Genomic DNA, 24,917 nt, shown 5'->3' on the forward strand with positions numbered 1-24,917 from the left:
TACGGCTGTGACGGTTGACACCCGATGGCATCGCCGGTTTCCTCGGTGGCACCGCGAACGTCATCATGCAGCTCAGCGCCCCACCGGTCGGCTACGGCGTAGTGGAGAGCACGGTCGCCGGCGGCAAGGTCATGCTGCACCCGATCAAACGGCTGCGGACCACACTCACCCACCTTTCCGTGGCGATGCTCGGCAGCGACGAGGAGCGCGCGACCTACCGGCAATCATTCAGCATCCACGTGCCGTACCGCACTATGATGCCTGCACCAGTGTTATCTCGAAGAACACCAACTGATGCCGCACCAAAACGAGCCAGGAGAGAACTATGGGCTATCGAATGACGGCGATCACGCTCTTGGCGGTAGGCACTTGCCTCGCATTGGTCGCGCCGGTCGCGAACGCGGAGCCCAGCGAAGCCGCCGCACCGCCCCGCACGGCAATCTCCATACGCACCGTCGTCGGCATCGGATGGGGCAGCGCGAACGAACACGAGCAGCGCTCGGCCCTGTCGCTGATCAAGCTCTATCTGGCCGACTACGCGTTGCGGCACGGCGACGGCTCGGCGAGCGACCGCGATCTCGCCGAACGGATGATCCGCTATTCCGACGACGGCGCGGCGAGCCTGATGGCGGCCAAGTATCCGGAGGCCGTCGGCGCCGTCGCGAACGAATACGGCCTCACCGAGACCCGTCCCGGCGCGGACTGGGGCGCCGGGACGACAAGCGCAGCGGATGTGTCCGATTTTCTCGCGAGCAAACTGCGCACCGATCCAGGGTCGCCGATCTTCGATTGGATGGCCTCCGCGGGATCGACCGCCCGCGGCACCGGACAGGATTGGGGCACCGCGCAATTGCCTTTGGTGCTCGGGACGAAATGGGGCTGGTCCGATTTCGGTGCGTCCGAGGTCGCGTCAGCGTCCTACGGTCCAGGTTTCGCGGTCACCGCGCACACTCGCGGCACCGCTGCCGAGCAGACCGCCGACGTCCTCGCCGCACTTCCGGCGATCGCCGCTGGTCTGATGTCCTTACGCTGAGCGGTTCACGCGGCAGTCCGCCCCTCGGGACCGCTACCGCACCCGGAATGACACCACCACATGGTCCCGAGCGAACTGCCGGATGGCCGCGTCGTCACCGAGTGGGATCACGGTCTGCGGCGTCAACGCCAGGGAAAGCGCCGTTCGGGCGATCATTTCCGCCAAGGGCTCCGGATCGTATTCCGGCAGTTTGCCTTCCTGCTGCAGCCGCGTGATGAACTCGGCGAGATAGTCCCGGCCGAGTTCGATGACCGGGGCGCCCTCGGTGGTCAAGTAGGGCAACACGAGTTCCGGCTCGGTCGCCAGTAGCCGGTGGATCAGCTGGTTGCCGCGCAGGCCGGTGATGAACGCGGCGAACAGCTCGACGATTTGATCCTCCGCGCCGGCGTCCCGATCGAGCTGCCGTTGCAGCGCGGCATCGACCTCCCCGATGAACTCGCGGGTCTGTCGCAGCCCGACGGCCTTGATCAGATCGGACTTGCTCGCGAAACGCCGGTACAGCGTGGCCAGCGACAACCCGCAGCGGCGCGCGACCTCGACCATGCTGGTGCGCTTGATACCGAAATCCAGAAATGCCAGCAACGCCGCGTCCAGCACCCGCGCCTGGTTGCGGTCCTCCGGAGCCGCGCCGCGGACCAGCGGCAGCAGTCTGGTCAGCCTCGCCATGCCTCCACCCTATCCGCATCGGCGAAACGATGATATTGCCAGCATCGCATACCATCATCGCGGTTGACACCCCCTAGAAGCAATGAGAGAGTGGCGTAGCAATCTTCTCACCGTCCACTCCGCGGCGAGCGGGCGGACACAGAAAGACGAGGTCGACGATGACCGCCCCGCTGCCCGCGTCCGAGAACGAGCCGGACTCGAGTCAGACCCTCACCCCGGAAACCGCTCGAGAGTATGTGGACGGAATCGCCCCTTTCCTCGGCGGCACCGCCAATGTGATCATGCAGCTGAGCTTGCGGCCGGTCGGACGCGGCGTCCTGGAGAGCACCGTCGACAGCGGCAAGGTCACCCTGCACCCGATCAAGCGGCTGCGCACCACGCTGACCTACATCGCGGTCGCACTGATGGGTTCGGACGAGGAACGCGCCGCCTACCGCGACGCGGTCAACGTGTCGCACCGCCCGGTGCACTCCACTCCGGCGAGCCCGGTGCAATACAACGCCTTCGACCCGAACTTGCAACTATGGGTCGCCGCCTGCCTGTACTGGGGCATCGAAGACCTCTACACCCGAATGCACGGCCCGATGGACCCCGCCACCGCCGACGCCTTCTACCGCTACGGCGCGCGGTTCGGGACAACACTGCAGATGCGGCCCGAGATGTGGCCCGCGAATCGTGCGGAGTTCCAGCGGTATTGGGACGAACACCTGGCACAGCGCAGCATCGAGCCCGAGCTCCGGGACTACTTCGACGATCTGATCGATCTGAAGATGGTGCCGCGCCCGGTCCGGTTCGCCTTCGCGAGGCTGCAGCGCTTCTTCGTTACCGGCCTTCTCCCACAACACTTGCGCGACGAGATGGCCATGTCCTGGACTGAACGCGACCAGCACCGATTCGATCGAGTGCTGCGGGCCATCACTGCGATACACACCTGTTTGCCCAAACAAGCACGGATGTTCCCGCTGAACGCGTATCTTTTCGACCTGAGAAGGCGTCTTCGCCTGGGTAGACCACTGGTGTAGAAAAGTCGGATACGTTACACCAGAGGGTAGGTGGGCAGGGCATCTGCCCTGCCCACTTTCCGGTGCTGTCACGAATTATGAGTCACAGCGCGCAGGAAGAATGTGAGATTCGCGGGCCGTTCCGCCAGCCGTCGGGTCAGATAGCCGTACCACTGGCGGCCGTAGGGCACGTAGACCCGCACCGCCCGGCCCTCGCACGCCAGCCGCAGCTGCTCGCCGTTCCGTATCCCGTACAACATCTGATACTCGAATCGGCTTGGGCCACGGCGATATTCGGCGACCATCCGCTCGGTAGCGGCGATCGATATCGGATCGTGCGAGGCCACCATCGGATAGCCTTCCCCCCGCATCAGGATATCCAGACAGCGCAGGAAGGATTCCGTCACCTCGCCCGCACGCTGGAACGCCACCTCCCGCGGCTCCCGATAAGCACCCTTGCACAGTCGGATTCGCGATCCTGCGCGCGTGAACCCGCGGCAGTCCGCCTCGGTGCGGTGCAGATAGGACTGGAGCACCGCGCCGAGCCAGGGGAACTCGGCACGCAGTTCGCGCACCGCCGCCAATGTGGCGTCGGTGGTCGAGCGGTCCTCCGCGTCGACGGTCACCCACACCCCTGCACGCTCGGCCTCGGTAGACAGGACGCGCAGGTTTTCGGTCGCGACGGCGGGTCCGTCGGCGGGGAGCGCCTGACCGAGCGCCGACAGCTTCACCGAGACCTCCACAGGTGTAGCCATGATGCCGGGCAGCGCAGGCCGGTCCAGCGCGGCCAGATCTCGGATCAGCGCACGGTATTCGGCGACCGTGGCCTCCGCCTGTGCCCGGTCGGTGGTGTTCTCGCCGAGAAAGTCCACGCTGACCATCCGGCCACCGGCCAGCAATCCGGCAGCGACACCGAGAAGCTCGCTCCTCGTCTCACCCGCAACGAAGCGGCGCACGATCTCCGCGGTGATCGGGAACCTGGTGAGCAGCCGTTTCATCCGCGGCGATGACGACGCGGCCAGGATCATGGGCCGCAGCGGATTCACCGCACCACCTTCCCGTCCGCCGACGCGCCGCGCATCATGCCCCCATATGCGGGTAGCGGTAGTCCACCGGCGGAACGAAGGTTTCCTTGATCGTGCGCGGCGCGACCCAGCGCAGCAGGTTCAGCGGCGAGCCGGCCTTGTCGTCGGTGCCGGAGGCGCGCGCACCGCCGAACGGCTGCTGACCCACCACCGCGCCGGTCGGCTTGTCGTTGACGTAGAAATTGCCCGCCGCGAATCGCAGTGCGGCGTCGGCCTGTTCGATCGCGTAGCGGTCCTGCGCGAACACCGCGCCGGTCAGCGCGTACGGCGCCGCCGACTCGACCTCGGCGAGAATCGCGCTGTAGGAGCCGGGTTCGGCGTCGTCGTAGACGTACACCGCGAGGATGGGTCCGAAGTACTCGGTGGCGAACGACTCGTCGTGCGGATTGTCCACCACCAACACGGTCGGCCGGACGAACCAGCCTTCGCTGTCGTCGTAGGTGCCGCCGATCGGGATGGTGATGCCCGCTTCCCTCGCCCGCCGGATCGCCGCCGCACTCTTGTCGAACGCGCGCCGATCGATCAGGGCCCCGCCGAAATTGGACAGATCCGCGACGTCGCCGTAGCTCAGCTGGTCGGTCTGGTGCAGGAAGTCGTCGCCGATCTCGCGCCACACCGAACGGGCGATGTAGGCGCGCGAGGCCGCCGAACATTTCTGGCCCTGGTACTCGTAAGCCCCGCGAATCAAGGCGGTGCGCAACGCATCCGGCTCGGCGGAGGAGTGGGCGACGATGAAGTCCTTGCCGCCGGTCTCCCCGACCAGGCGCGGATAGCCATGGTAGCGGCGGATATTCGCGCCGACCTGCTGCCACAGGTACTGGAATGTCTTCGTGGAACCGGTGAAGTGGATGCCTGCCAGCCGGGGATCGGCCAGCGCCACCTCGGACAGCTGCACGCCGTCGCCGGTCACCATGTTGATCACACCCGGAGGCAGGCCCGCCGCCTCCAGCAACCGCATCGTGTAGAAGGCCGACAACGTCTGTGTGGGCGAAGGTTTCCACACCACGGTGTTACCCATCAGCGCGGGTGCGGTCGGCAGGTTCCCTGCGATCGCGGTGAAGTTGAACGGCGTGATGGCGTAGACGAACCCCTCGAGCGGCCGATAGTCCATGCGGTTCCACACCCCGGCGCTGGACTGTGGCTGCTGCTCCAGGATTCCGCGCGCGAAAGCGACATTGAACCGCCAGAAGTCGACCAGCTCACAGGGCGCGTCGATCTCGGCCTGCTGAACCGATTTCGACTGGCCGAGCATGGTGGCCGCGGCGACGGTCTCCCGCCACGGCCCGGCCAGCAGGTCGGCCGCGCGCAACAGGACCGCGGCGCGTTCCTCGAAGGGCATCGCCCGCCAACCAGGCGCGGCCGCCATCGCGGCATCGATGGCTCCATGTGCTTCCGAGTGAGTGGTGTCGGTGTAGGTCCCCAGCACGTGCCTGCGGCGATGCGGCGCGACGATGTCGTGCCGTTCGCCGATCCCCGGCCGGTGCTTGCCGCCGATCACCAGCGGCACGTCGACGGGTTCGGCGTACAACTCGGCAAGTTTGCCGAGCAGTAGCTCCCGCTCGGGGCTCCTCGGCGCGTAGGAGTGCACCGGCTCGTTGCCGGGCGTGGGGACAACCGTGACAGCGTCCATACACTTCAGGCTAGCTCGCCCGACGCAGCGCGTGCGTTGCGTCAGTGGCGGTTCGCGTACCAGGCCTTTCAGCCCGCGCTGAGCCGTTCGGCAGCCGTGGCGACGCGCTCGTCGGTCGCGGTCAGCGCGATCCGCACGTGCGCACCTGAGCTGGGGCCGTAGAAGTCGCCCGGCGCGGCGAGGATGCCGCGGTCGGCCAGCCAATCCAATGTGGTCCGGCACGGTTCGCCGCGGGTCGACCACAGATACAGGCCCGCCTCCGAGTGATCGATCCGGAAACCCGCCTCCACAAGTGCCTTCCGCAATACGTCACGACGTGCCCGATACCGCTCACGCTGCCGCGCCTCGTGCGCGTCGTCGCTGAGCGCGGCCGTCATCGCCGCCTGGATCGGGAACGGCACCATCATGCCCGCGTGTTTGCGCACCTCGAGCAGCTCGGCGACGAGGGCGGGATCCCCCGCCACGAAACCGGCGCGGTAGCTGGCGAGATTGGAGGTCTTGGACAGCGAATGCACCGCGAGCAGGTTGGTGTGGTCACCCTCGGACACCTCGGGGTCCAGGAGCGATACGGCACGGCCCTCCCAGGACAGGCCCAGGTAGCACTCGTCGGACGCCACGATCGCTCCGCGCTCACGGGCGAAGGCCACTACTTTGCGCAAGTGGTCGACGCCGAGCACGCGGCCGGTCGGGTTGGACGGGGAGTTTACGAAGATCAGCGCGGGCGTCTGCGGTCCGAGCCGGGTCAGTCCGTCGGCACGCAGCACCAGCGCGCCCGCCAGCAGCGCGCCCACCTCGTAGGTGGGGTAGGCGACCTCGGGGATGACCACCAGGTCACCCACGCCGAAACCGAGCAGGCGGGGCATTCCCGCGATCAGCTCCTTGGTGCCGATCGCGGGCAGCACCGCCGCCGGGTCGAGACCGGTGATCCCGTAACGCCGCTTCAGCGCGTCGACCGCGGCCGTGCGGAGTTCGGGTGTGCCGTGCGTGGTCGGATACCCGGGCACCTCGGCGACCGAACTCAATGCCGTCCGAATCACCGGGTCGACAGGGTCGACGGGGGTACCGACGGACAGATCGACGATCCCGTCGGGATGGGCCGCCGCCTTCGCCTTCACCGAAGCGATGGTGTCCCAGGGAAAATCGGGCAGCAGACTGCTGACCCGGCCACGCGGTGACACGTCAGATCTCATTCACTCGCCATCGGAGGCAGTTCCTTGATGAACGGTGGATCGTAATCGACCTTGCCGACCTTCGTCGCGCCGCCCGGCGAGCCCAGCTCGTCGAAGAAGTCGACGTTGGCGTTCACGTATCCGCTCCACTGGTCCGGGGTGTCGTCTTCGTAGAAGATCGCCTCCACCGGGCACACCGGCTCACATGCACCACAGTCCACGCACTCGTCGGGATGGATGTACAGCATGCGACCACCCTCGTAGATGCAATCCACGGGGCATTCCTCGATGCATGCCTTGTCCTTCACGTCAACGCACGGTTCAGCGATGATGTACGGCACTGCCGCTCTCCTAGTCTGTCCTCGCCCTGCGGGATAGTCCGCCCGGCGAAACCCTATCCCGGCACCCCACGCTACTACTGGTAAGTCTGCCCTAATAGCGGCAGCCTGTTCCGCCTCTCCGGGTCTTCAGGCGGTACCAGTTGGGTAGCGCGGGATTTGCGTTCAGGTCCTGCGTTGAGCGCCGTTCGAGTTCCGGGCGTTCCCGGTGAGTTACCCATGTGCCCCCGCCTCTCCGGATCTTCAGGCCGTACCAGTGGGACGACACGGGATTTTCGTTCAGGTCCCGTGTTCGGTACCGCCTCAGTTCTGGGCGTACCCGGTGAGTTACCCATGTGCTCACGAAACCACTTGTTGCGTTCGGAATCCCGGGCGGCCCGCGTTGATGGGGCCACCCCATACGACGGCGTGCCAGCAACCGTAGGTCCAGGGCCGGGTGACCGGCGCGATGACCGGGTGGCCGAGCAACGCAATCACGACGGAGCACGGCCCGTCGGCATTATCCCACCGTCAATGGTAGCGCCGACATCTTGTGCTTCGGCACACCGTAGGTGGTGGTCCGCTCGCGGGCCGGACGCCCGATACCCGAGGCGATCTCGACCAGGTCGGCGACGGTCTTGGCGGACCCATGCTGTGAGCCGGCCATTCTGGAGATGGTTTCCTCCATCAACGTACCGCCGAGATCATTGGCGCCGCTGTTGAGCATGACCCTGGTGCCGGTGGTGCCGAGTTTGACCCAGCTGGTCTGGATATTGGGGATTCGACCATGCAGCATGATCCGCGAGAGTGCGTGCGCGGCCCGATTGTCCCGGTTCGTCGGCCCCGGCCGCGCGGCGCCCGCCAGGTATAGCGGCGCACTCTGGTGCACGAACGGCAGCAGCACGAACTCGGTGAACCCGCCGGTCTCGTCCTGGATTCCGCGCAGTACACGCAGGTGGCCGACCCAGTGCTTCGGATTGTCCACGTGGCCGTACATCATCGTGGAGCTGGAACGCAGACCCACCTGGTGGGCGGTGGTGATCACCTCGATCCAGGCCGAGGAGGGCAGTTTGCCCTTGGTGAGCACCCAGCGAACCTCGTCGTCCAGGATCTCCGCGGCGGTACCGGGGATGGTGTCCAGGCCGGCCTCCTTCAGCGCGACCAACCAGTCTCGGATGCTTTGCCCGCCGCGGGAAGCGCCGTTCACGATTTCCATCGGGCTGAACGCGTGCACATGCATCGACGGCACCCGCCGTTTGACCGCCCGCACCAGATCGGCATACCCGGTGACCGGCAGATCCGGGTCGATGCCACCCTGCATGCATACCTCGGTGGCGCCGTCGACGTGCGCCTCCCATGCTCGATCGGCGACATCGTCCACGCTGAGGGTGAATGCGTCCGCATCGCCCTTGCGCTGGGCGAACGCGCAGAACCGGCAGCCGGTGTAGCAGATGTTGGTGAAGTTGATATTCCGGTTCACCACGTAGGTGACCTCGTCACCCACGGTGTCGCGGCGCAGCTGATCTGCCAGCGCGGCCACCGCGTCGAGTTCACGGCCCTCGGCCGTGGCCAAAGCCAAATACTCGGCGTCGGTCAGTCCCGCCGGATCCCGCTCTGCCGCACGCAGCGCGGCGAGCACGTCGGCGTCCAGCCGCTGCGGCGTCGCGGCCGCGAGATCACGCGCCTGCTCGCGGATCGTGTCCCAGTCACCGAAAGCGCCGACGATGTCCGTGTCCGATCGGCGGCCTGCACGGATCTCTTCGTGGTTATGCAGGCTGCCGCCTCCGGGCCCGTCGCTCACACCGCTGTGTTGATCAGCGGTGTTCGCGGGCCCTTCGTGGTTACGCAGGCTCCCGCCTCCGGGCCCGTCGCTCACACCGCGGGGACCGAGCGCGGAATCGCTGCGGCTTTCGGTGTTGCGTCCCTCGGTGTCGATCGAGGTGTTCAGGTCGACGCGTCCGGCGGATTCCCAGGACTCGTCCGGCTCCTGCCAGGGCAGGCCCACCGGCGTCGCGGCCGGGTTCGCCAGCCCGGTCGTCGGATCGGTCAGAGCCGCGACGTGTGCGCCGATGCGTGGATCGACCCATGGGTTGCCCGCGCGCACATACTTCGGATGCGCGGAGGTCCGCTCGACCAGCTGATAGCCCGCTGCCTCGGTGATCTCCCGCAGCGTGTCCAGATTCGGCCACGGCCGCTCCGGGTTCACGTGGTCCGGCGTCACGGGCGACACGCCACCCCAGTCATCGATGCCCGCATCGATCAGCGCACGGCACTCGGCGTGCGACACCAGATTCGGCGGCGCCTGCACCGGCACGTCCGGACCCAGCAGGATTCGAGTGACGGCGACGGTGGCCAAGAACTCGTCGATGCCGGCGTCCGGCACATCCCGCATCACGGTGTCGTCCTTGGCACGGAAGTTCTGGATGATGACTTCCTGGATGTGCCCGAAAGCCTTGTGCTGCTTACGGATCGCCATGATGGACTCGGCCCGCTCCGCCATCGTCTCGCCGATGCCGACGAGGATGCCGGTGGTGTAGGGCACGGAAAGCCGACCCGCATCGGTGATGGCGCGCAGCCGCACCGCGGGATCCTTGTCCGGGCTGCCGTAATGGCAGTTGCCCTTCTCGGTGAACAGCCGGGTGGCGGTGGTCTCCAGCATCATGCCCATCGACTGCGCCACCGGCTTGAGCCGCGAGATCTCCTCCCACGACATCACGCCCGGGTTCAGGTGCGGCAGCAGGCCGGTCTCCTCCAGCACCATGATCGACACGGCGCGCAGGTAGTCCAGCGTCGAGTCGTACCCGCGCTCATCCAGCCACTGCGCGGCTTCCGGCCAGCGATCCTCGGGCCGGTCACCGAGCGTGAACAGCGCCTCCTTGCAACCCAGGGCCGCGCCTCGGCGTGCGATATCGAGAACCTCCTCGGGCTCGAGGAACATGCCCTTGCCCTCGGCACGCAGCTTGCCGGGCACGGTGACGAAAGTGCAGTAGTGACACTTGTCGCGGCAGAGGCGGGTCAGCGGGATGAAGACGTTGCGCGAATAGCTGATCGTCTTCGGACGACCCGCCGACGCCAGCCCGGCATCACGCACCCGCGCGGCGCTGCGGCACAGGTCCAGCAGGTCATCGGCGGTCGCGTGCAGCAGCACCGCTGCCTCGTCCACGTTCAATGTGACACCGTCGCGGGCCCGGCGCAGCGCCCGGCGCATGGCCGACGTACTGGGCGGTGCGGATGGGACGCTCGGGTTCGGTAGGTCGGTCACGCCCTCGATCATGCGCTACACATCCGGAACTGTCTCCCTCCAGTGCTTGTGAGTGACGCGAAGTCGACGATCCACTTGGTCGACGGATCCGCTCACAACGGAACCCGAGCGGGACGCGCGGCACCGTTGAGCGTTGACAACTGTGCGGCACCGACGGCTATTCCGAGGACCCGCACCGGGTGTTCGAAGCGCGCGGCGCGCCAGCCCTCGACTCGGACCCGGCGAGCACTGCTCCACGGACCGTTCCACGACTGTGGAGTCGGTCGTTGGTGCCGTCCGGGGTGATCAATCCCTGCGACGAGCCCACCTGTCAGGCGAATCCTTTGCCGTACAGCGGAACAGACATCGGCGACGACGGGCGCCGCTCCCTCGCCGAGAGGCTGTTCCCGCGGACGCACAGCGTCACGCTGACCTGTCGATGTTTGCGGGCGCCAACCGGCGCGTGGTCGTGCAACCATGGCAGTTATGCCGCAGCCGCGCACAATCATGGCCGATCCGGCCTGGCGCCCCAGCCCGAAGGCGAAGCTCCTGTGGACAGTGCAGGCCGCGCTGGCTTGGGCGGTCCCGTTCGCGGCGCAGATCATCTGGGCCTTGGTCGACTCCGGGCATCGGGGTTGGCAACTCGGGATCTTGCTGGTGACCTTTGTGCCGGCCGCGCTGAACGTCGCCGTGGTGCCGTGGTGGCGGTACGCGGTGCACCGCTGGGAGGTCACCGACGATGCGGTGTACACCCGGGTCGGCTGGCTCACCCAGGAGAACCGGGTTGCGCCGATTTCCCGGGTGCAGACCGTCGACACCGAACGCGGCCCGCTGGAACGCCTGCTCGGGCTGGCGACGGTCACCGTGACCACGGCCTCCTCCGCCGGCGCCGTGCAGATCAGCGCCCTCGACCTCGCCCTGGCCGAGGAGACCGTGACGCGCCTGACCCGGATCGCCGCCCAGCACCGCGGGGATGCGACGTGAGTGAGCGTCAGCGAGCGAACCGAGGACACGGTGCGCGGTCGCGCACGACGGAGCCGAGTGGCTGCGAGGCACGGTCGTGACCGAAACCGCGCGGACCGACCAGCCATGGCTGCGGCTGGACAAACGGATGCTGCTGGTCCATCCGATCACCGAGGTGGTGAAGTTCATCCCGGTGCTGATCGGCTCGGTGATCCTCGGCACCAGCAGCGGCAATCACGTGTGGAGCATCATCCCGATAACACTGATCGTGGGATTCGCGCTCACCCGCTGGTTCACCACGACGTATCGGGTCGGACCGACCCACGTCGAGCTGCGGACCGGGTTGGTGCAGCGCAAGAAGCTATCCGTGCCGAGGTCGCGGATCCGGTCGGTGGACATCGAGGCGGATCTGCTGCACCGGGTGCTCGGGCTGGCCGTGCTGGCGATCGGGACCGGTCAGCAGGCGGATTCGGGGGAGAAGTTCAAGCTCGACGCACTGAACGCCCGGGTGGTGCCGCAGCTGCGCACGGCCTTGCTCGCGCACACCGCGGGGCCGGCGGTGCAGGACGAGGAACGAACCGAACTGCCGGAGAACGCGGACGGCGGTTTCGCGACAGCAAGGACCCCTGCGCACGAGATCGGACACTGGAAGCCGGGGTGGGTGCGGTACGCGCCGCTGTCGCTGACCGGATTCGCGATCATCGCGCCGATCGTGGGCGTAGCGTTCCAGTACGGGCTCGGCGAAATAGTGTTCCGGTCGGACGCGGTGCGGAACGTCGAGAACGGCAGCGCCGTCGTGCTGGCGATTGCCGGTGCCGCACTGTTGCTCACTGTCGTCATCGTGGTCAGCGTCTCGTCCTGCGCGCACTACCTGGCCACCTATTTCGGACTCCGCGTCACCGACAACGGGAAGACCATGCAACTACGCCACGGTCTGTTCACCACCCGGCAAATCACGCTCGACCTGGCCCGGCTGCGCGGTGCGACAGTGAAGGAGCCGCTGCTGCTGCGCTTGGCCGCGGCCGCCCAGCTGGAGGCGATCATGACCGGCGAGAACCCGCGTCAGAAGATCCTGCCCCAGGCCCCGCGCGGCGCCATCGAGCACACCCTGAGCCACCTGCTCGCGCCGAAAGCGCTGCGGGACAACGGATTTTCGACTACATCGAAAGTAGCGGCAAGCGGTACACGGCAGTTCGGCTCGCCCGCGTCGTGTCCGGGCACCGACGCGGGGGCACGGTCGGATGCGGCGCCGAACGTCCCGGCAACCGGCCGAGAAACGCGATCAGACAAGGCACCCAACGGCCCGACAACCGGCCGAGAAACGCAATCGGATGCGGTACCGAACAACCCGGCAGTCGGCACGGAAGCGCTCTTCGAGGCGGCACTGAGCACCCCCGCACAACGCCCTATCACCACCCGCGACGCACAATCGTACAGCGCACCCGGTAGCGCGCCGCTGACGTCGCACGGCCCTGCGGCCCGGCGCCGCCGATATACCCGCGCGCTCCTTCCGGTCGTCGTAGCGGCGGTGGTGCTGATCGGCTCTTCCCTTGCGGGAATCGACTATTCGCCGTGGTGGTGGCTGGTACCCGGCCTGCCCATTCCGATCGCCATCGCGCTGGCGGAGGACCGCTACCGCGGTCTCGGGCACACCGTGCTGCCCGCCACTGCGACCACCCCCACCTGGTTGATCACCCGCTCCGGATCGCTCGATCGAGAGCGGGACTGTTTGGAGGCGCCCGGTGTGATCGGCTGGACCGTACGGCAGACCTTCTTCCAGCGGCGTGCCGGACTCGCCACGGTGGTCGCGGCGACCGCCGCGGGCAAGAAGCGCTATTCGGTGGTCGATATTCCGTTCGACGCGGCATGGGAACTCATCGAAGCCGTCGCGCCGGGACAGCTCGGCACGCGCTGACCCACCGGGACGGCTCGGTATCCGGGCCATGAGCACCGCCGACCACCAGGGCAACCTGGTATCGCCGCCATCGCCTCCCGCACACTCCACGCGGGGACCGGTGGTGACCGCCGCCCTACGCCCGCGCACCCACGCCGGCGTAGCCCTCCGGTGGGGTGGAGCTCGCCTGAATTCCAGGAACCCGCTGCTCAGCTCCTACGGAACAGACCGGAGTTGATCCGGAAGTAGATGTACGCCAGGGGCGGCACCAGCCCGCAGAACAGCAGAAGCACGGTGCGCCAATCACTGCCGAGCATGATGTCGCCACCCGGGCCGGTGCTCGCGCAGATCAGGAAGCCGAGCGTCCATGCGAGCAGCGGAAGGAACATGGCCGCGGTGCGAGGGGAAACCGAACGTGCCCCCAGGACGAGCAGGAGGTTGACCCCCCCGGCTAGGACGCCGGAGAGCGGAAAGGCGATCGCTCCGAGATACGTCGGCAGGTACAAGACCTCGAGAAACAGGGTGATCAGGCCGTTCAGGACCAGGAGAACGAGGACCACCGGTGCCAGCGCGTCCAGGATTCGACCCGCACCGGATTCCACGGCGGCGCTATCGCCCGCGTAATCGTCGACCTTCGTTGTCACGGTGCCGGCGGATAGCCGAGGAGGGTCAGCAGGTGGCTTTGCATGTCGACGAAGCCGTACAGCACTGTCATGTACAGGTCGTGCTGCGCCGGCCAGTGCGGCTTCATGCTGTCGACGAACGCCACGATCGCGTCCTGGAGCTGCCAGTTGTACATAGGCCCGAGTCTATTCCGGCGTTTCCACGCGCACGATCAGTTCTCTCCGTCCACTGGGATGTTCGCGACGACCGGGAACTCGCCGGTGTATCCCGTGCGCTGCTCAGCAATTGCCAGCACCCGTTTACGGGTAGCGAACCAGCCGACGATCAGCGCCGGGATGATCAGCGCGAGGCTCGCGACTGTCCAGGTCCCCACCGGATAGTCCAATCCGGTGAGCACGACGACGAGGAACAAGAACAGCAGGGTGAGCAGGCCGGTGTAGGGCGCGCCGAACATCCGGAACGCGGGCCGCTCGATGCGTCCCTGCGTGGACCAGCGCCAGAGCTGCAGCTGGCACAGCACGATGGTGGCCCAGGAGGCGACGATGCCCAGCGAGGCCATGTTGAGCACGATCTCGAACGCACTGTCCGGGACGACGCCGTTGAGTGCGATGCCGACCAACGCGATCAGACTGGTGAGCAGGATGCCGCCATAGGGAACCCCGTTACGGCCCATCACGCCGGTGAACTTCGGCGCGCTGCCGTTCATCGACATCGAGCGCAGGATGCGTCCGGTCGAGTACAGGCCGGCGTTCAGACTGGAGAACGCGGCGGTCAAGACGACGAGATTCATCACGCTGCCGATACCAGGCACGCCGAGCATGGTGAAGAAGGTGACGAACGGGCTCTCCTTGGCGGTGTACTTCGTGTACGGCAGCAGCAGCGCGAGCAGCACCAGCGAGCCGACGTAGAAGACCGCGATCCGGGCGATCACCGAGTTGATGGCACGGGGCATGATCTTGGCCGGGTTCTCCGTCTCACCCGCCGCGGTCCCGACCAGTTCGACGGCGGCATAGGCGAACACGACACCGGAGACCACCACGACCAGCGGCATGATGCCGGTCGGTAGCAGGCCGCCGTGGTCGGTGATCACACTGGGGCCGGTCGAGTCGCCCTGCACGGTGAACCGGCCGAGCAGGAAGACCGTGCCGACGATCAGGAACGCGCTGAGCGCGAACACCTTCACCAGCGCGGCCCAGAACTCCATCTCGCCGAACCACTTCACCGAGATCAGGTTGACGCCGAGCACGAGGACCAGCGCGATCAGCGCGAGCACCCACTGCGGGATGTGGCCGAACCCGGACCAGTAGTGGAAGTACTGCGCGATCGCGGTGGTGTCGGCGATACCGGTCATCGACCAATTCAAGAAGTACATCCAGCCAGCCACGAACGCGGCCTTCTCGCCGAAGAATTCGCGTGCGTAGGAGACGAACGAGCCGGACGAGGGCCGGTGCAACACCAGCTCACCGAGCGCCCGCAGAATGAGGAAGGCGAATAATCCGCACACTCCGTAGACCAGGAACAGTCCTGGTCCGGCATTGGCGAGCCGTCCACCCGCGCCGAGGAACAAGCCGGTGCCGATGGCGCCGCCGATCGCGATCATCTGTAGCTGCCGCGGCTTGAGACTCTTGTGGTATCCGTGGTCCTCGATGCTGAGGTGAGCCTTGTCGCCGACCGCTGTCATGAAGTTGAACCTTCCACATCGATATCGCGAGATCACGGGAACGGTACCCGTCGCGCGGATCCGTCGCGACAGCAACCCGGAGCGTGTGAATCCGCGCAGGTCGGCGGTACTTCGGAAAGCGGGGGTTACTGCGCGAATTGTCCGGACAAGCTGAAACGCACGCTGCTCACTCGGCGTGATTGGGTCAGTCCAAGCCCGCGAACAGATCGTGCTCACGGCCGTCGGGCCCGACCGGACCACGCCGGCCGTGCACGAGGATGAAGTGCTCTTCCGGCAGTACCGGCTGAGCGACATTGTTGGACAGTGCGAACTCGCGCCCGGACGGCGCGACGGTGACCTGGGTGGCGTGCGCCCGCAGCGCGGCGCGCTTGGCTGCGAGCGCGTCGGAGACGTCGATCGTCGTGGTCACGGTGTGGCTCGGCACGCTCGCGAGTTCCCCGTCCGCGGGCAGCCGCCAGCCCGGCGGCAGCCCGCCGGGCAACCCGTCGACGGTGCGCTTGGCCAGGGCGCCGGTGTGCACGCGCAGCATGTCGGCGTCGGTGACGGTCCAGTAGAACTTCGGGGTGTTCCAGCCCGCGGCCGCAGCGGCGTGCACGGCGGCCGTGGTGATCTCATGGGCCCGTATGTGGTCGGGATGGCCATAGCCGCCGTTCGGGTCGTAACCGACCACCACACGCGGCCGCACTTCCAGCACCAGCTCCGTGAGGGCCGACACCGCCTCGTCGCCGGACCGCACAAACACCCTCGGTTTGTTCGCCGCGGGGGTGCCCGCCATGCCGGAATCGCGCCAGCGCCCTGCACCGCCGAGGAACAGTGGAGGCGCCGCGCCCAGGGCGGACAGCGCATGGGTCAGCTCCTGGATCCGATATCCGCCGAGTTGGTCGGCGTGATCGGCGACCAGTTGCGCCCACTCGTCGCCGATCACCTCGCCCTCTTCACCGAGGGTGCAGGTCACCACGGTGACCGGCACACCAAGTCGGCGATAGTGCGCGATCGTGCCTCCGGTGGTGATGGATTCGTCGTCGGGGTGGGCATGCACCAGCAGCAGTCCGCCCGTCGCCGCGGCGGTCACGGAATTCTGCGCCACATGGAGGCGTCGCCGAAGATGCCGACCTGGATGGCGCCGCTGAGCGAGGCGCCGTCCACCCGTGGCCCGGACACCGCGACGGCGTTGTCCTGCACGATCGGCAGCACCGTGGCCATGGCCCACAGCTTGGGTTCGGCATCGGCGAGCACCCGGCCCACCTCGACACCGCGCAGCGCTTCGTCGAACGCGGGCTGCAGGGTCGGATCGCATACACCGGAGAGGTTGCTGGGCGCGCGCGCGGCGGCCTCGGCGATGGCCTGCGCGATTCCGGTGAGTTCCGGCAGCGCGGGCGGTGGACAGCCGTAGCGGGACGCCAGGACGGTCGCCGGATCGGAACCGGCCACCTCCCAGCCGACGATCGCGTCGACCGTGCCGTCGATCAATTCCTTGCCGTACAGCTCGTCGGCGGCGACGCTGCGCACCGTCGCGTCGATTCCGGCGCTACGCAATTGGTCGGCGGCGGTGTTGGCCACGGCGAGCGCGGTGGCGTCCTTGTCGGCCGCGCCGATCCGCACGGCGAGCGGCTTACCGTCCTTGCCGATCGTTCTCGGCTGCGGCGCGGGCGAGGTCGGCGACGTCACCGGCGGTGGCTCCGGCGCGCGACCGAAACCCGCGGCGGCGAGCAAAGCGAAAGCCTCGTCCGCGGACGGCCTCGGCGGAGCGGTCGGGACATAGCCGGGGTCGGACGGTGCGAGCACTTGGGCGCGCGCCGGTTCCACCCAGTTACCGGTCTGCGCACCGACCGCCGCCAGCAACGCTGGGTCCAGCAACGCGAGCACCCCGGACCGAACCCGCGGATCACCGAGTTCGCCTCTGCGTCCGTTGAGCACCAGTTGCAGCACCCGCGACTGCGGCATGATGGCGGTCCGCACCGAGGGAATCGCACCGAGTTGAGCTTGGGTCGCCACGGCGCCGTGGACAAGCGCCATCTGGACATCGCCGGTGCGGAGCGAACCCGCCAGCTGAGCGGTCGTGCCGCCGCGGCGCAGCAGAATCTGGCCGGGCATGGCCGGGGTACCCCAGAAGCGGTCGTTGCGTTCCAGCAACATCTCGTCCCGTCCTGGGTCGGCCGATCGGATCCCGAACGGTCCTCCGGATACTCGAACACCGCTCACCTGGCCGTTCATCCCACGGGCGAACCCGCCCGGAGCGTCCTTCAACAGATGCGAGGGCAGCAGATCCGTAAACAGCTCCCGCCAGCCGGGATAGGGCTGCGACATCACGACGGTCACCGTCTTGCCACCAGCCGACGAGTTCACATCCGAGATGAGCCGATAGGCCGCCGGATCGACGACCCCCGGTTCCGAGATCATCTCCTGCCACAGATATCGGAAGTCCTCGGCCGCGATCGGCGCCCCGTCGGACCAGGACGCTTCGTTGCGCAGCCGATAGGTGATCGTGAAAGGTTCCTGCGCGGTGACATCGGCGGAAACCAGCAAAGACGAGTCCGGCACCCACGCCGTCGTCCCCGGCGTGGTCGGGCTCGGGACCGGCCGGAACGGACTCGGCAGCACCAGCGAGGCGATCGCGGAGGTGGCGGCCGACTGGTCGGACCGCAGATGCGGATTGAAGGCCGTTCCGATGGTGTCCAGCGCGACGACCACCGTCGTCTCCGCGGGTTTCACCGGCGTGGTCTTCGGGCTGTCGGTGCTCTCGATGGGCGGCGGCGGGTTCGCCGCGCAGCTGCTGATCAGCATCAGCACTGCCACGGTCGGCAACAACGTGCGCCACGCTGTGCGTTTTCCTGCGCCCACTTTCACGCTCGGGAACTCTACCGCACGTTCGAGTCCGCGCGCAGAATCACGGCATCGCAGCCGATCAACCGCGATACCGCCTCCCATATATGTCCTGCGGAACGCACCGAAGAGGTCGTTCCGCCCGGAAACTATTGCACATTTAATACTCGGGCAAACTTTCGGCTCACAGATCCAGTGCCTTATGCGATATCGACGCCCCACCAATCGCAGGGGCAACGGCGCAATGATGGAACGGCGCGCGCCCGAACATCGCCGCACGATGGCATTCAGACTCGGGCGGAGAGCGTCCTGATTTACCGGCCCGGCAAGAAAGTGTGCACACTCGCGCAGGTCGACCCCTCCGTGATCATCACCGCGGCCCTTGCCGCAATCAAATCCCCTGTATGAGCACAGTATTTCCTGGCCGCAGCATGGCACCACACCACAGGGATCGCACAATACAAACGGCGATCCTTCATCCCGAAGACAGCGCACACGCTGTAGTCGCTCTCAGGAACTCGATTTCCCAATGATACTCACGGATGAGAGCGTCCGATAACTCTTCGTGAAAACAAATTTTGGCCGCGCACAGAGAGCTCGACTACGTCCACCTAAAGCTATTGCGCAGCATATTTCAGAATCATGCCCGCGCTCCGGAGCATCCAGACCCCCTCCTGAATTGCCTCACCAACCGAACGCGTCCGTATTCGTATGCCATGAACGGGACTATCCATCACTGATGTTCCGATCTCTGATACCGGATCGCTCTGTCCAGCACCTTTTCGATAACGTACGAGAGGAATTCTCGGGCCGCAACGAATTCCGACCCGCCAACCCATACGATCGATTCGAGACCGCCCGAGACCAGGTCTCACCAACCTCCGATCCTGGTGATCCCCGCGCGGCCACCATCCGTGATCCGGGCAGAAAAAATCCGGCGCCGCACAGTGACGCCGGATTCCCTTCTGCGACAAAAAATTACAGCGCCGCGCGATCTCTCGCCTTGCGCCGAGACGTTTCCCGCGCACGCTCGTTCTGACCGAGAATCACCTTGCGCACCCGGATCACCTCCGGGGTGACCTCCACACATTCGTCGGCGGCGCAGAACTCCATCGCGCCCTCCAGATCCAGCTGCAGCGGCTTGGCCAGGGTCTCCATCACGTCGGCAGTGGAGCTTCGCATGTTGGTCAGCTTCTTCTCGCGGGTGACGTTGATGTCGAGATCCTCGGCACGCGGGTTGATCCCGACGACCATGCCCTCGTAGGTGTCCGCGCCCGGCTCGACGAAGAACTGGCCGCGGTCGGACAGCTGGATCATCGCGAACGGGGTCACCGAGCCCGCGCGGTCGGAAACCAGCGAGCCGGTGTGCCTGGCCCGGATCTCACCGGCCCACGGCGCGTAGCCGTGCGAGACCGCGTTGGCGATGCCCGTGCCTCGGGTCTCGGTGAGGAAGTCGGTGCGAAAGCCGATCAGACCGCGCGAGGGGACGATGAACTCCATCCGCACCCAGCCCGCGGCGTGGTTGCTCATCTGCACCATCTTGCCCTTGCGGGCGGCGAGCAGCTGGGTGATAGCGCCGAGGTACTCGTCGGGGCAGTCGATGGTCAGCTCTTCGTACGGCTCGTGCACCTTGCCATCAACCTGCTTGGTGACCACCTGCGGCTTGCCGACAGTCAGCTCGAAGCCCTCGCGGCGCATGGTCTCGACCAGGATGGCCAGCGCCAGCTCGCCACGGCCCTGCACCTCCCAGGCATCCGGTCGTCCGATGTCGAGCACGCGCAGCGACACGTTGCCGACCAGTTCCTGGTCCAGCCGCGCCTTCACCATGCGTGCGGTCAGCTTGTGGCCCTGCACCCTGCCGACCAACGGCGAGGTGTTGGTGCCGATGGTGACCGAGATGGCGGGCTCGTCGACCGTGATGCGCGGCAGTGCGACGGGCTCGTCGATGTCCGCGAGGGTGTCACCGATCATGATGTCGGGGATGCCCGCGATGGCGACGATGTCGCCTGCCACCGCGATCTCGCCCGGCTGTCGCTCGACGCCGATGGTCTGCAGCAGCTCGGTGATCTTCACCTGCTTGACGCCGTCTGCGTGCATCCAGGCGACATTCTGGCCTTTGCGCAGCTCGCCGTTGTGAATGCGGACCAGCGCGAGGCGGCCGAGGAACGCGGAGGCGTCCAGGTTGGTGACGTGCGCCTGCAGCGGCGCGGCCGGATCGCCCTTCGGCGCCGGGATGTTCTCCAGCAGCACCTCGAACAGCGCGTCGAGGTTCTCCGCGTCCGGCGCGTTGCCGTTCTCCGGGCGCTCCTTGGACGCCTTGCCCTCGCGGCCGGACGCGTACAGCACCGGCAGGTCGAGCGCGAGCTCGGCGGCCTCGGCGGCGGCGTCGTCCAGATCGGAGGCCAAGTCGAGGAGCAGGTCATGGCTTTCTTCGACGACCTCCTCGATGCGGGCATCGGGACGGTCGGTCTTGTTCACGACCAGGATCACCGGCAACGACGCGGCCAGTGCCTTACGCAAGACGAACCGGGTCTGCGGCAGCGGGCCTTCGGACGCGTCGACGAGGAGCACGACGCCGTCGACCATGGACAGGCCGCGCTCCACCTCACCACCGAAGTCGGCGTGGCCCGGGGTGTCGATCACGTTGATCACGGTGACCGAGCCGTCCGGGTGGTGGCGGTGTACCGCCGTGTTCTTGGCGAGAATGGTGATGCCCTTCTCGCGTTCCAGGTCGCCGGAGTCCATCACACGATCGACGGGCTCGGCCCGCTCGGCGAAGGCGCCCGACTGGCGCAACATGGCGTCGACCAGGGTCGTCTTGCCGTGGTCGACGTGGGCCACGATGGCGACGTTGCGAAAATCGCGCGCAGACGACACGCTGAATCCTCCTGCTGTTAGGTGTTGGTGCCGGCCGACCCCTGCAAACAGGTGGAGAATCGAAACTCACCGGGCATTGCGGCCAGCTCCACCCTACCGGCAGCCCGGTTGCCGCAACGTTTCAGGCTTTGTACTTAGGGTAAGCTAACCGCCGTGGGCAAGGTCAAAGCCAAGAAGGTTTCGAGTCTGAAACCGAAGAAGAAGTGCTGTCGCAAGAAGACGCGCTGCTTGAAGTGCCCGGTCGTCATCATGCGTATGAAAAAGTGCGAAGCCGCTGGTATCTGCGGTAAAGATCTGAAGAAGGCACTCAAGCAGGCCCGCGCCGCCTGACCACATCCCGCCGCCCTTTCCGATGCGGCCGGAAGCGGGTAGTAAGGAGATATGGCGCAGCAGACACTGCTCTCCGACATCGAAATCGCCGACGCGCTCACCGAGCTGACGGGCTGGGCTCGATCGGGAGACAGCCTGACCCGCACCGTCGAGGCGTCCACTTTTCCGGCGGGCATCGAACTGGTGCGGCAGGTCGCCGAGGTCGCCGAGGAGGCGAACCATCACCCGGACATCGATATCCGTTGGCGCAAGGTCACGTTCACGCTGTCCACCCACTCGGCCGGCGGGCTCACCGCCCTGGACGTCGCGCTGGCTCGCGAGATAGATCGCCTTACGGCGCAATCCGGCTGAGCCGTGTTGTTCGGCCGCCCCTACTGCGCCGCGAACGGGTAATGGTCGGTCTCGCTGCGCTCGAAAACGGGGGTTGAGCCTGGAAGTTACGTTTGAGCTGCGAACCCGGTTCGCGGCCCCTGAAGCTCATGTCGGCTGACCGCATTCAGCTATGTCTATACGCCGCGTGTGGCGCCCTCCGCAGTCACGCGCGCCCGCTCCTCCGGGCCTGACCGCACACGCTGGCGCCCCGACCGAATCACCCACAGATAGAACACCACGACACCGAGCACGTCGACGGCGCCCAGCCAGGCGAGCGCGCCAGGGCGGGAGATCGTCCAGATCGAATCCTGGAAGAACGACAGCACCCACGGCACGCCGACGAGCATGGTCACCAACCAGTACCCCGCCATGATCCGCGCGCCTGGCGCGGTACGCAGCGGCCCGTAGACCAGCCACAGCACCATCGGCAGTAGCCACACCCAGTGGTGCGACCACGAGATGGGCGAGACCATCAGCCCGAACAGCTGCACCACGATCAGCGTGCCGAGCCGGTCGTCGGTTCCGAGCGCACGCCATGCCAGAAAAGCCAGGACCGCGACCACCACCACCGCCGCGATCCACCACGGTCCGGATTCGACGTCGTCACCGAGGATCCGGCTCAGTGCGCCGCGCAGTGACTGGTTCCACACCGAACCCACCGGCCCGATCCGGTCGGCGTCCCCGAGTAGCGTGCCGAAGTACTGCCGCGCTTCGTTGGGCGCGATCAAGAAGCTCAGTCCCACCGTCGCACCGAAAACGAGCGCCGACGCGAGGACGGTCGTCCAGCGCCGCCGTGCGACGAAATACAGCCCGGTGATCGCGGGTGTCAGCTTGATCCCGGCGACGATGCCGACCAGCCCGCCGGAGACCCACCATCGCGAACTGCGCACCGCGAGCATTCCGCCGAGTACCAGGAACACGTTGACCTGGCCGTAGTCGATCGTGGTCCGCACCGGTTCCAGCCACATCCCCACCGCGGTCCAGGCGACCGTCGCGGCCTGCCACCGCGGCGCGCGCAACGCCTCCGTGCCCAGCATCAGCTCGAAACTGATGTGCACCACCGCATACAGCGCTGCGGCGATGGCCAGCAGCCACGCCACCGCCACCACGGTGAACGGCAGATAGTGCAGCGGAAAGAACACCAGCGCCGCGAACGGCGGGTAGGTGAACGGCAGTGGGAAGTCCGGGGTCTTCTCCGCATAGGTGAAGTCGTAGAGGTGATCGGTCAGCAGCGCGGCCGACCCACCGACGTAGACGTGCAGGTCGACGAGGTTCATTCCATTCTCGGACAGCAACATCCAGAGCAACCGCGCCAGCACGGAAAGTCCGAGCACCGACACAGCCCATCGAAGGTGACGATTCAAAGCGCTGGCTTTCGGCTAGGGTGCGGTACGTCGGTTCGGCACGCCCGGAGTTCCGGGGGTCCGGCGACAGGGCGGACGGCAGGATTAGATTAACCGCAGCGCACATCATCCATTCCACCCGCGAGCCATTGATAACATTTGCATCAACTTTCACACCAGCAACACCTCGGCGCGCTACGTTCTGCTAACACTGATCGTCCACAGCACCTTTCCGGCGCCCAGCTGTACACACAGCCGTGATGTCCCTAGAGTGACCCCGAAACGATGGCTTTTAGCAATCGGACCCAGATGTACCCGAGGTAAGGACGGCTAGACCAGTGCTTCGCACCCGAGGATCGCGGATCGCATTGTCCGCACTCGCCATCGCGGCGAGTGCCACGCTCGCCGCGCCGACGACGGCAGTCGCGGCCCCCGCGCCCGCATCCGCGGCGACTACGAACAGCGTTCCGATGGTCCCCGAGGGCGTTCCAGTGGATGTGCTGGCCGCACTCGCCCCCGCCATCGTGGGGTCCATCGCCGGTCCCGCCGATATCGCCGGCCCGCAGTCGGCGATTCTCGACCAGGCGCGCAGGCTGCTCGCCACGCTGAATCTGCCGCCGCAGATCAAGTCGACGCTCGAGCGGATCATCACCTTCCTCGACGGCAGCGGCGGCGGCGGCCCCGAGGTACCACAGGACGGTCCGACGATCGCGCAGTTCCTGTACCCCACCATTGGCAAGGGCTGCATCGGTCCGACCGCCGACTCGGTCGGCACCGCGCTGGCCGTGCCCGGCCCGGCCACCCTGCCGCCACCGGGACCGAAGGCCGGTCAGACCGGATTCGTGTTCACTGCGCTCGGCACCAAGTCGCCGACGCCGGTACAGAACCCGCCCATGACGGTGCAGTGGCTGAACCTGGACACCCGCCAGGGCGGCGCCCTGCCGCTGACCGACGAGGCCAGGATCAACCCGGGCGGCCCGGCCACGCTGTCCGCGATCGCCGACACCGGCTCGGGCCGCGTCGTCGCGGTCATCGGCGGCTCACTGACCACCAAGGCCGACGACGCCGACCCGCGGACCTGCTCGTTCCTGCCGACGCTCGGTTTCTTCGTCGTGTAATTTCTGTGTTTTCTGCCGCGCGGGCGCGGCGTGTTCGCGGCCCCCTTCTGGCTCGCGTCCGAGCGACCGCCGCTAGCGACTTCGTCGCGGACGCGGCGGCCGCTCGGACGCGAGCCGGGCCGCGAACGGGCAATGGTCGGTCTCGCTGCGCTCGGAAACGGGAGTCGGGCCGAGTGGTTGCGGCTAGCAGGTGAGCGCTTTGTCGGACGCGCCTGTGGCGCGGCGAACGGGGGAATTCCTGGCCTCGCCTTCTCTCACGAACAACAGAGGGTTCGCCGACTGCGGTCCTCCGTATTTTCGGTGGCTTGCGGGCTCCGTGACACTCTCGAAAGGACCTGCCGCGATGTCGCATGAGTCTTCCAGACTGTGGTAGACCGCTAACTATGGCGACCATCGATCGTTCGACACGGCCGGGTCACTCGATCCGGAGCAGGCGTTCGCACCGCTCGATATTGTCGATCCGCTCGGAGGGTTCGATCCTGTCGATCGGCTCGGCCTACTCGATCCTGTCCGTCGGCAGCGTCGGCTCGATCCTGTCGATCGGTTCTGTCGGGTCGCTCGGGTCGGCTATCTCGTCGTTTTCGTTCACCAGCCTCGGTTCGGCGTTCTCCGGCCTGTCCCGGTGGTCGCTGTTCTCGTGGCTCGGTGACCACGAAGCGCCGGACAGCCGTCCGACGCTGCGGGTTGTTCCGGACGACGAGCCCGACCTGCGCGTGACACCGGCGAGCCACTGCCAGACCTGACCGATCG

Annotated in this window: 22 protein-coding genes; 9 read left to right on the forward strand and 13 right to left on the reverse strand. The window is 66.8% G+C overall.

What is annotated here, in order from left to right; translation table 11 throughout:
* Positions 1 to 14: 14 nt before the first annotated feature.
* Positions 15 to 341: an oxygenase MpaB family protein gene (locus tag OH799_RS18905; protein ID WP_406265690.1), complete on the forward strand. Its 327-nt coding sequence runs from the start codon at positions 15 to 17 to the stop codon at positions 339 to 341.
* A complete protein-coding gene (locus OH799_RS18910) occupies positions 326 to 1,033 on the forward strand; it encodes a hypothetical protein (RefSeq protein ID WP_406265693.1) in 708 nt (235 codons plus the stop codon). The genes OH799_RS18905 and OH799_RS18910 overlap by 16 nt, the downstream gene beginning before the upstream one ends.
* 33 nt (positions 1,034 to 1,066) lie before the next feature.
* On the opposite strand, the gene OH799_RS18915 is transcribed toward OH799_RS18910, so the two are convergent.
* Positions 1,067 to 1,699: a TetR/AcrR family transcriptional regulator gene (locus OH799_RS18915; protein ID WP_357265207.1), complete on the reverse strand. Its 633-nt coding sequence runs from the start codon at positions 1,697 to 1,699 to the stop codon at positions 1,067 to 1,069.
* 158 nt (positions 1,700 to 1,857) lie between these two features.
* Between OH799_RS18915 and OH799_RS18920 the strand changes: the two genes are divergently transcribed.
* Entirely contained in the window at positions 1,858 to 2,721 is an 864-nt protein-coding gene (locus OH799_RS18920; RefSeq protein ID WP_406265696.1) for an oxygenase MpaB family protein, read from the forward strand.
* 68 nt (positions 2,722 to 2,789) lie between these two features.
* On the opposite strand, the gene OH799_RS18925 is transcribed toward OH799_RS18920, so the two are convergent.
* From OH799_RS18925 to cofH, 5 genes are all read right to left on the reverse strand, one after another.
* A complete protein-coding gene (locus OH799_RS18925; protein WP_406282267.1) occupies positions 2,790 to 3,728 on the reverse strand; it encodes a proline dehydrogenase family protein in 939 nt (312 codons plus the stop codon).
* Positions 3,729 to 3,780: 52 nt separating this feature from the next.
* Entirely contained in the window at positions 3,781 to 5,415 is a 1,635-nt protein-coding gene (gene pruA, locus OH799_RS18930; RefSeq protein WP_406265699.1) for an L-glutamate gamma-semialdehyde dehydrogenase, read from the reverse strand.
* A gap of 68 nt (positions 5,416 to 5,483) precedes the next feature.
* Complete coding sequence (gene dapC / locus OH799_RS18935; RefSeq protein ID WP_406265702.1) at positions 5,484 to 6,605, reverse strand: succinyldiaminopimelate transaminase; 1,122 nt, start codon at positions 6,603 to 6,605, stop codon at positions 5,484 to 5,486.
* On the reverse strand, positions 6,602 to 6,925 hold the full coding sequence (gene fdxA, locus OH799_RS18940) for a ferredoxin (protein WP_014987978.1): 324 nt from the start codon (positions 6,923 to 6,925) through the stop codon (positions 6,602 to 6,604). The genes dapC and fdxA overlap by 4 nt, the downstream gene beginning before the upstream one ends.
* A gap of 496 nt (positions 6,926 to 7,421) precedes the next feature.
* Complete coding sequence (gene cofH / locus OH799_RS18945; RefSeq protein ID WP_406265706.1) at positions 7,422 to 10,175, reverse strand: 5-amino-6-(D-ribitylamino)uracil--L-tyrosine 4-hydroxyphenyl transferase CofH; 2,754 nt, start codon at positions 10,173 to 10,175, stop codon at positions 7,422 to 7,424.
* 453 nt (positions 10,176 to 10,628) lie between these two features.
* On the opposite strand from cofH, the gene OH799_RS18950 reads away from it, so the two are divergent.
* Together OH799_RS18950 and OH799_RS18955 are read left to right on the forward strand one after the other, a co-directional pair.
* On the forward strand, positions 10,629 to 11,126 hold the full coding sequence (locus tag OH799_RS18950) for a PH domain-containing protein (protein ID WP_406265710.1): 498 nt from the start codon (positions 10,629 to 10,631) through the stop codon (positions 11,124 to 11,126).
* 127 nt (positions 11,127 to 11,253) lie between these two features.
* Positions 11,254 to 13,020: a PH domain-containing protein gene (locus OH799_RS18955; RefSeq protein ID WP_406282269.1), complete on the forward strand. Its 1,767-nt coding sequence runs from the start codon at positions 11,254 to 11,256 to the stop codon at positions 13,018 to 13,020.
* A 188-nt stretch (positions 13,021 to 13,208) separates the two neighbouring features.
* On the opposite strand, the gene OH799_RS18960 is transcribed toward OH799_RS18955, so the two are convergent.
* The 6 genes from OH799_RS18960 to typA all read right to left on the reverse strand — a co-directional run bounded on the left by OH799_RS18960 (position 13,209) and on the right by typA (position 21,004).
* Positions 13,209 to 13,643 (reverse strand): hypothetical protein, encoded by a 435-nt coding sequence (locus OH799_RS18960; protein ID WP_406265713.1) that lies wholly within the window; start codon positions 13,641 to 13,643, stop codon positions 13,209 to 13,211.
* Positions 13,640 to 13,798 (reverse strand): hypothetical protein, encoded by a 159-nt coding sequence (locus tag OH799_RS18965; protein ID WP_406265716.1) that lies wholly within the window; start codon positions 13,796 to 13,798, stop codon positions 13,640 to 13,642. Before OH799_RS18965 ends, OH799_RS18960 begins: the two co-directional genes overlap by 4 nt.
* Positions 13,799 to 13,834: 36 nt before the next feature.
* A complete protein-coding gene (locus OH799_RS18970; protein ID WP_406265719.1) occupies positions 13,835 to 15,304 on the reverse strand; it encodes an amino acid permease in 1,470 nt (489 codons plus the stop codon).
* Positions 15,305 to 15,488: 184 nt separating this feature from the next.
* Positions 15,489 to 16,391 (reverse strand): N-acetyl-1-D-myo-inositol-2-amino-2-deoxy-alpha-D-glucopyranoside deacetylase, encoded by a 903-nt coding sequence (mshB, locus tag OH799_RS18975; RefSeq protein ID WP_406265721.1) that lies wholly within the window; start codon positions 16,389 to 16,391, stop codon positions 15,489 to 15,491.
* The gene (locus tag OH799_RS18980; protein WP_406282272.1) at positions 16,373 to 18,088 is read right to left on the reverse strand and encodes an ABC transporter family substrate-binding protein; all 1,716 of its coding nucleotides are present in this window, start codon (positions 18,086 to 18,088) and stop codon (positions 16,373 to 16,375) included. The genes mshB and OH799_RS18980 overlap by 19 nt, the downstream gene beginning before the upstream one ends.
* 1,017 nt (positions 18,089 to 19,105) lie before the next feature.
* Positions 19,106 to 21,004 (reverse strand): translational GTPase TypA, encoded by a 1,899-nt coding sequence (typA, locus tag OH799_RS18985; protein WP_406265724.1) that lies wholly within the window; start codon positions 21,002 to 21,004, stop codon positions 19,106 to 19,108.
* 153 nt (positions 21,005 to 21,157) lie between these two features.
* Here typA and OH799_RS18990 point away from each other — a divergent pair, with 153 nt between their 5' ends.
* Together OH799_RS18990 and OH799_RS18995 are read left to right on the forward strand one after the other, a co-directional pair.
* Positions 21,158 to 21,334: a hypothetical protein gene (locus OH799_RS18990; protein WP_169811008.1), complete on the forward strand. Its 177-nt coding sequence runs from the start codon at positions 21,158 to 21,160 to the stop codon at positions 21,332 to 21,334.
* A gap of 51 nt (positions 21,335 to 21,385) precedes the next feature.
* Complete coding sequence (locus OH799_RS18995) at positions 21,386 to 21,685, forward strand: 4a-hydroxytetrahydrobiopterin dehydratase (protein ID WP_406265727.1); 300 nt, start codon at positions 21,386 to 21,388, stop codon at positions 21,683 to 21,685.
* A 155-nt stretch (positions 21,686 to 21,840) separates the two neighbouring features.
* Here OH799_RS18995 and OH799_RS19000 read toward each other — a convergent pair whose 3' ends face one another.
* A complete protein-coding gene (locus OH799_RS19000) occupies positions 21,841 to 23,070 on the reverse strand; it encodes a mannosyltransferase (RefSeq protein ID WP_406265730.1) in 1,230 nt (409 codons plus the stop codon).
* Positions 23,071 to 23,387: 317 nt separating this feature from the next.
* Between OH799_RS19000 and OH799_RS19005 the strand changes: the two genes are divergently transcribed.
* Positions 23,388 to 24,167 carry a hypothetical protein gene (locus tag OH799_RS19005; protein WP_406265733.1) on the forward strand — a complete coding sequence of 260 codons (780 nt, stop codon included), beginning with the start codon at positions 23,388 to 23,390 and terminating at the stop codon, positions 24,165 to 24,167.
* Positions 24,168 to 24,550: 383 nt separating this feature from the next.
* Entirely contained in the window at positions 24,551 to 24,910 is a 360-nt protein-coding gene (locus tag OH799_RS19010) for a hypothetical protein (protein WP_406265736.1), read from the forward strand.
* The last annotated feature ends 7 nt before the right edge of the window (positions 24,911 to 24,917 follow it).

It is taken from the genome of Nocardia sp. NBC_00881 (genome assembly GCF_045207455.1).
Lineage (GTDB): Bacteria > Actinomycetota > Actinomycetes > Mycobacteriales > Mycobacteriaceae > Nocardia.

What these genes read in the sequence shown, in the direction of transcription:
- OH799_RS18910 (WP_406265693.1), top strand. Translation starts at nt 326, where the DNA reads ATGGGCTATCGAATGACGGCGATCACGCTCTTGGCGGTAGGCACTTGC.
- OH799_RS18915 (WP_357265207.1), bottom strand. Translation starts at nt 1,699, where the DNA reads ATGGCGAGGCTGACCAGACTGCTGCCGCTGGTCCGCGGCGCGGCTCCG.
- OH799_RS18920 (WP_406265696.1), top strand. Translation starts at nt 1,858, where the DNA reads ATGACCGCCCCGCTGCCCGCGTCCGAGAACGAGCCGGACTCGAGTCAG.
- OH799_RS18925 (WP_406282267.1), bottom strand. Translation starts at nt 3,728, where the DNA reads ATGATCCTGGCCGCGTCGTCATCGCCGCGGATGAAACGGCTGCTCACC.
- pruA (WP_406265699.1), bottom strand. Translation starts at nt 5,415, where the DNA reads ATGGACGCTGTCACGGTTGTCCCCACGCCCGGCAACGAGCCGGTGCAC.
- dapC (WP_406265702.1), bottom strand. Translation starts at nt 6,605, where the DNA reads ATGAGATCTGACGTGTCACCGCGTGGCCGGGTCAGCAGTCTGCTGCCC.
- cofH (WP_406265706.1), bottom strand. Translation starts at nt 10,175, where the DNA reads ATGATCGAGGGCGTGACCGACCTACCGAACCCGAGCGTCCCATCCGCA.
- OH799_RS18950 (WP_406265710.1), top strand. Translation starts at nt 10,629, where the DNA reads ATGCCGCAGCCGCGCACAATCATGGCCGATCCGGCCTGGCGCCCCAGC.
- OH799_RS18955 (WP_406282269.1), top strand. Translation starts at nt 11,254, where the DNA reads ATGCTGCTGGTCCATCCGATCACCGAGGTGGTGAAGTTCATCCCGGTG.
- OH799_RS18965 (WP_406265716.1), bottom strand. Translation starts at nt 13,798, where the DNA reads ATGTACAACTGGCAGCTCCAGGACGCGATCGTGGCGTTCGTCGACAGC.
- OH799_RS18970 (WP_406265719.1), bottom strand. Translation starts at nt 15,304, where the DNA reads ATGACAGCGGTCGGCGACAAGGCTCACCTCAGCATCGAGGACCACGGA.
- OH799_RS18980 (WP_406282272.1), bottom strand. Translation starts at nt 18,088, where the DNA reads ATGCTGATCAGCAGCTGCGCGGCGAACCCGCCGCCGCCCATCGAGAGC.
- OH799_RS18995 (WP_406265727.1), top strand. Translation starts at nt 21,386, where the DNA reads ATGGCGCAGCAGACACTGCTCTCCGACATCGAAATCGCCGACGCGCTC.
- OH799_RS19010 (WP_406265736.1), top strand. Translation starts at nt 24,551, where the DNA reads ATGGCGACCATCGATCGTTCGACACGGCCGGGTCACTCGATCCGGAGC.